The organism is Okeania sp. SIO2B9 (assembly GCF_010672505.1).
Lineage (GTDB): Bacteria > Cyanobacteriota > Cyanobacteriia > Cyanobacteriales > Microcoleaceae > Okeania > Okeania hirsuta.
On record NZ_JAAHGK010000399.1, the window covers coordinates 1 to 5,735 of the forward strand.

General features: G+C 41.3%; 5 protein-coding genes and 1 pseudogene. 5 read left to right on the top strand and 1 reads right to left on the bottom strand.

Features of this window, described 5'->3' with window-relative positions; translation table 11 throughout:
• The first annotated feature begins 472 nt into the window (after positions 1 to 472).
• Positions 473 to 1,462 carry an acyl-CoA desaturase gene (locus F6K13_RS15380; protein WP_287287790.1) on the top strand — a complete coding sequence of 330 codons (990 nt, stop codon included), beginning with the start codon at positions 473 to 475 and terminating at the stop codon, positions 1,460 to 1,462.
• A 267-nt stretch (positions 1,463 to 1,729) separates the two neighbouring features.
• Entirely contained in the window at positions 1,730 to 1,912 is a 183-nt protein-coding gene (locus tag F6K13_RS15385) for a hypothetical protein (protein ID WP_287287794.1), read from the top strand.
• On the opposite strand, the pseudogene F6K13_RS15390 reads toward F6K13_RS15385, so the two are convergent.
• Positions 1,867 to 2,019 (bottom strand): annotated as a pseudogene (locus tag F6K13_RS15390) (IS5/IS1182 family transposase); the annotation flags it as partial. The gene F6K13_RS15385 and the pseudogene F6K13_RS15390 overlap by 46 nt on opposite strands.
• Positions 2,020 to 2,102: 83 nt before the next feature.
• Between F6K13_RS15390 and F6K13_RS15395 the strand changes: the two are divergent.
• The 3 genes from F6K13_RS15395 to F6K13_RS15405 all read left to right on the top strand — a co-directional run bounded on the left by F6K13_RS15395 (position 2,103) and on the right by F6K13_RS15405 (position 5,698).
• A complete protein-coding gene (locus tag F6K13_RS15395; RefSeq protein WP_287287791.1) occupies positions 2,103 to 3,752 on the top strand; it encodes an FAD-binding oxidoreductase in 1,650 nt (549 codons plus the stop codon).
• Positions 3,753 to 4,241: 489 nt separating this feature from the next.
• Positions 4,242 to 5,030, top strand: coding sequence for an SDR family oxidoreductase (locus F6K13_RS15400; RefSeq protein WP_287287792.1), 789 nt, complete (start codon positions 4,242 to 4,244; stop codon positions 5,028 to 5,030).
• Positions 5,031 to 5,044: 14 nt separating this feature from the next.
• Positions 5,045 to 5,698 (top strand): hypothetical protein, encoded by a 654-nt coding sequence (locus tag F6K13_RS15405; RefSeq protein ID WP_287287793.1) that lies wholly within the window; start codon positions 5,045 to 5,047, stop codon positions 5,696 to 5,698.
• The last annotated feature ends 37 nt before the right edge of the window (positions 5,699 to 5,735 follow it).

Genomic DNA, 5,735 nt, shown 5'->3' on the forward strand with positions numbered 1-5,735 from the left:
CCTAGATTAATTGCCACTAGATTGATGCTTGAGCTGTGAATTAATCTAGGCCGAAAAAGTCCGGCGTTACTGGTCCGGGGCTTTCTTCTTGCTGGTTGCTAAAGCTATCAGTATGGAGAATTAACTTGTCAAAAAAATATTAGTTTTGTTTATAGACAGTTTAAGCAAAAATAATAATACTTACACAAATTAACTAACAAAATTAAAATATAATACGAAAGATTAGCTAAATCAGGACTTACCCATAAGGAGAGAAAAACTAGGATTTGAGATTGCTATCCGTTCCGGACTGCTCCGCAAACCCTTTAGTTCTCTGCGGACGGAAATAGGTTGTGCTGCGTAAGTCCTATAAATATATGCTTCAAGCACCTAACAAAACCTGAATAATCAAAAATCAAAGGTAATTCACCATGTCTAAAAGTATAAAAATAAAATTCACCCAAACACAAAAAGGAAGTTGGAGGCAAATTTTATGTCAATATTAGATAAAACGACAGAATTAGCAATACAAGAAGAAGGACTTTATAGAAAAAGAATAACCATCGAAAGCGATCGCCTGAAAAAAGCACAACAAGTTCATGCTTTAGCTATTAACATAATTCCTTTACTCGGTTCCATCGCTGCAATAATAACCGCCTTTTACTGGGGCATTGGCATAGTAGAAGTCGGGCTATTTCTGGGTATGTACATTCTGACTCTTTTGGGAATTACTGTTGGTTTCCATCGGCTATTTGCTCATGGTGCTTTTCAAACCAATACTCCTGTTAAAGTTATTTTACTAATACTTGGTTGTATGGCTTTTCAAGGCCCTGTAACTTATTGGGTTAGCAATCACAGACGTCACCACCAGTACAGCGATCGCCAAGGAGACCCTCATTCCCCCTATTGCTCTGAAAGTGGCGAGGAATACTTTAGTCAAATTCAAGGGTTATGGAATGCCCAAATTGGCTGGATGTTCACTCACAAAATCACAAATACTTTATTATTTGCTAAAGATTTACTTCGGGATAAATCTATTGCTAAAGTCAACGAACTTTACTATATTTGGGTAATAATTGGAATTGCCATTCCAACTATTTTAGGAGGCATATTAACAGGAACTTGGAAAGGCTTATTATCAGGATTTTTATGGGGAGGTGCAGTACGTCTATTTTTGTCGTACATCTTTACAAATAGCATCAATTCCATCACTCATTTATATGGTACTCGTCCTTTTAATACTCGCGAGCAAAGTACAAACAATATCTGGCTAGCTATTCCTACTCAGGGAGAATCTTGGCATAACAATCATCATGCTTTCCCTAATTCAGCCAAATTTGGTTTAAAGTGGTGGCAGATAGACTTTGGCTATTGGGCGATCCGCATTTTACAATTTATGGGATTAGCATGGAATATTCAATCTCCTACTACAGAAATGATAGAGGCTAAAAAAAGTGGCGTTGCTGAATACTGGGATGATTGAGGCCGACACGGAGACACGGGGACACGGGGACACGGGGATTATAGTTAATCTTTCCCGATCAAGTCATCCCGCAATTATGCAATGCCAAAAAAGTTAAGGCGTTGCTGAATCAAAGGATGAATGTTTATGGAACTTCATCTTTCTCCCAACCTACATTCATCCCACGCTCTATGCAACACAAAAGTTAATTCTTTGAGGTATGAGTCTCCAAGAAAAAACTCATAACTACAACACCAGTAAACTAATAATTAAGACTAAAACAAAAAAATGCAAACTCAAACTCATCAATTGACACTGGCAGAAATTCAAGAGTGGTTGGTCTCTTACTTAGCTGAAATCTTAGAGATAGATAAAAAAGAGGTAGATATTAAAGAACCATTTCTTGACTACGGCTTAGAGCTGATTTATAAAGTAAATCTTAAATTAGCCAGTCGCCTCACCATCAGGTGAATTAAAGCTCCATAAATCATGGCTTCACTTACATCTGAATACACCTCATAATCCTTGCTTAAGCGTCTAAATCTATTCAACCATCCAAAGGTTCGCTCAACAATCCATAAATCAGCTCTAAGTAACAACAGCTAAAAGTCACCTGCAATAGCAAAGAAATAATTTGATAATTTGTACTCGAGAAGTCTCCATGCCTGAATTTGACGACAGCAAAAAACTTGAAATCAAAAACCGTATCGCTAGTTGGGATAGGACAGAAACAAATACCGCCGCAACTTTACAAGATTTGCACCTGACCCGGGAAGAAGTCGAGCGTCTGATGTGGGACACCCGTGGTCGCTGGGTCTTTCCTGGGGATAATGAGTACGAAGAACGGCGCAAGTTATTTTACAATAACTTCAAATACATCTTGCCACTGGCGATCGCAGTATGCCATACTGAGTCTGATGTCCAGTGCTTCCTGAAATGTATCTACCGCTTGCACCAACGGGGCTTTAAAGTTCCGTTCGCTCCCCGTTCTGGTGGTCACAGCACCGCTGGTTATTCTACGGTACAATCGGGTATTATGCTGGATTTACGGGAGTTGAACGACCAAATGTTCGACCCCAAACAAAATGTGATTTCTGTCGGTCCTGGCGTCCAGTTTCGTGATTTCTATCGAGTCCTCGATTCCTATGGCCGTTTCACCCCAGGGGCTATTTTCCCGGAGCTGTGTGTGGGTGGTTATATGCAGGGCGGCGGTTACGGTTTTGGCTCGCGCATGTTTGGAATGAATTGCGATAACGTCATCAATCTGACTGTGGTATTGGCAAACGGCAGACTGGTACAGGCAAATGAAAAGGTTAACGCCGACCTGTTCTGGGCTATACGGGGCGGCACAGGGAATAATTTCGGTATTGTTACCCAAGTGACCTACAAGACGTATGAAGCCCCCCAATTCGGGGCTATTGCCATGCGTTGGAAAATCGACACTAACGACAAAGCCCAACAGGGAGCTGAGGTAATGGATCTGATGCAGCGCAAGTTTATGGGTTCAAACAGAGACCGAACCTTCGGTTATATGGTCTTGTTCCATTTCCTTGAAGAGGACGATGAAAAAGTCCCCTACCTGTTGATGCGCACCGTATATATCGGTAAATATGGTACGGGCAGCGATTTACTGAAGGATCTGATCGCCATTGAAGGATGTGAAGTAGAATGGGAAGCTAACAGTTCGTATCCGGATCTCAACTCTCGCCTGATGGGATATGACAAATATGACAACAAAACCCAGTTTACCAATACCAATATAGAGGATCTCCCATCACAGGAGAAGCAGAGCCGTTTCTTTAAGAAAAAATTGGGTATCGATAGCTGGAAGGCTGTAATCGATCACTTTCGTTCGGCTAAGTCCGAATTCAATTGTCTGCCAAAACTGCATATAGAACCGGGCGGGGCGGCTATCGACGACACAAAGCGGGGCGGTAACGCCTATATTCACCGTAAAGACGATTTCAACGCATTCCTCAATGTCTACTGGAAAGATAATTCGGAGAAGGAGAAGGCGCTTTGCTTCCTGAATAAGTGGCTGGAGATCGTCGGTGACAGTCCATACCAGGAGGCTTACCAGAATTACCCGAAACCCTATGTCGATAACTGGTCTCAGCGCTACTGGGCTGAATATTACCCTTGTTTGTGCGCAGTCAAACAGAAATACGATCCCCACAACCTGTTCCGTTTTCAGCAGAGTGTGGGTTCCGATGGAGGTCCTTGCCCCAAAGACAGCATGGAAAGGGCTAAAGGATTGCTGCCGGATCTAGCGGAACATTTTGACAAACCTATCGAATACCTTTGCCCATAGTATGAGCGCCGAGATCGTAGTGCGATCGAGGATATTGTCGGTTGGGTTGAGGTACTAGGGCGTGTCGTCAGTTAAATCTAGAAGCCTTTCAGGGTAAGAATTTGAGGGCAATCGCTAAAACCGCTCGAAACGCTAGAATCAATGTTGAGTCTCGATTGTACGGCTAACTGATGACAGACCCTAGCAACCTCTGTATTTATAACGGCTCGCAATAGAGAGTGAAAAAAATCGGGGGAGATGACAGTATGACAGAAATACAAGGAGAGTGCCACGACTGTGCAGTGTTGCACTTGTTTTGTCATGCACAGTTAATCTATGCTCAGAATTTCTCATCAGAAGGTCAGAAAGTGGGATTGAAGATCGTCTTTTGAATGGAACCGAAAAGTTTAATCAGAAGGTAGTCCAAATGTTAAATCTGACAAACAATCTTAAAAAAATCGAGGATGTCAATAGACAGAGGTTTCTACCATTAATCAAGAATCGAGTTTTATGGAATTAGGAATAAAGAATCGCACGGCATTAGTTTGTGCTGCTAGTAGTGGTATTGGTCGGGCAATTGCCCAGTCCCTAGCTAATGAAGGAGTGCATGTTGCAATTTGCTCCCGAAACGAAAAAAATCTGAAAGCAACCCAAGAAGCATTACAAGCAGAAAATGGTTCAGAAGTTGTTAGTGTAGTTGCCGATCTCAGTTTAGAATCCGACATAGACAGGCTTGTAGAAACAGTACAAACCCAACTGGGTTCCATCGATATTTTAATTAATAATGTGGGTGGGCCGGCTCCTGGTGGTCTGATGGAACTGAGCGAAGAGCAATGGAATGAGGGGTTTCAACTTAGCTTGATGAGCGTTGTGCGACTGACAAAAGCGGTTTTACCAGATATGAAAGAGCAACAATGGGGGCGAATAGTTGCCATTGCTTCCAGCACTGCTAAAGAACCCAGAGAGGAGCTTTTATTATCATCAACGATTCGAGCAGGTATCGCTGCTTTCAACAAAGCAATTGCAGCTAAATTAGTTTCTGATAATATCTTAGTTCATACAGTTTCTCCAGGGCCTATTGGTACAGAACGAGTCTTAAGGTTAACTAAGGAGCTTGCTGCCAATAAAAACATAACATTTGAGGAAGCTCAACAACATCTGGTTAATGAACTTCCGATGGGACGAATGGGAAAACCTGAAGAAGTCGCTAGTTTAGTCACTTACTTAGTATCTCAGCAATCGAGTTTTATGACTGGAAACTTTATTGCGATCGATGGGGGTCAACTCAAAACATGGTAAGCATTATTAAAAATATGGAATCTACTTTAAACCAACGCACTCAAGAGCTAGATATTTTAGAGGATACAAAGCTATTTCAATATCGGATTGAAGATATTAAATCTCGAATGAAGTCTTGGGAGTCAATGCAAAATGACTATATTAAACTCTGTCAAGACAAAAATCTTGCTCCCGATACAACTGGCTTAGAAGTTTCTAATTCAGTCAAAAACATAATGTTAAATATCTTGCAGGAGTTTGATTTAGAACAACCGGGCGATGGGAGCATCGAAGAATATAGCAGCTATATTACAAGACAAAATTTTAGAATCCGAAACTTACTCTTGCTTTTCGGGCAGTTTGGCAGTCACCTAGAGTGGTCATCTGCTTCCTATAACCAAGCAATCGTCCCCAACTTTTTTGATTTGAGAAAGCAAAGTGGAAAAATAGTTAATTACGACAGATGGGAAAGCTTTCTGATTGCAGACATGGAGAATGAACTGACAAAACTCTATGACTTAAATAGCAATTGGAGTCTGATCTTAGCATCTTCTGGCATGGCAGCTTATGCAATAATACATAATTTTATTACTCGCCATTTAAGTGGTGATGATAAGATAATCATTCCCGTTCCATTCTATCACGAAGCCGAAGCATTATTATCTGTGGTATTCAATCTCAAAATTTGAACGCCAGGAATTGCAGATAATAATGCTTCGGCTTCGA

Excerpts from the sequence above, each read along its gene's own strand:
- F6K13_RS15380 (WP_287287790.1), top strand. The coding sequence starts at position 473 with ATGTCAATATTAGATAAAACGACAGAATTAGCAATACAAGAAGAAGGA.
- F6K13_RS15385 (WP_287287794.1), top strand. The coding sequence starts at position 1,730 with ATGCAAACTCAAACTCATCAATTGACACTGGCAGAAATTCAAGAGTGG.
- F6K13_RS15395 (WP_287287791.1), top strand. The coding sequence starts at position 2,103 with ATGCCTGAATTTGACGACAGCAAAAAACTTGAAATCAAAAACCGTATC.
- F6K13_RS15400 (WP_287287792.1), top strand. The coding sequence starts at position 4,242 with ATGGAATTAGGAATAAAGAATCGCACGGCATTAGTTTGTGCTGCTAGT.
- F6K13_RS15405 (WP_287287793.1), top strand. The coding sequence starts at position 5,045 with ATGGAATCTACTTTAAACCAACGCACTCAAGAGCTAGATATTTTAGAG.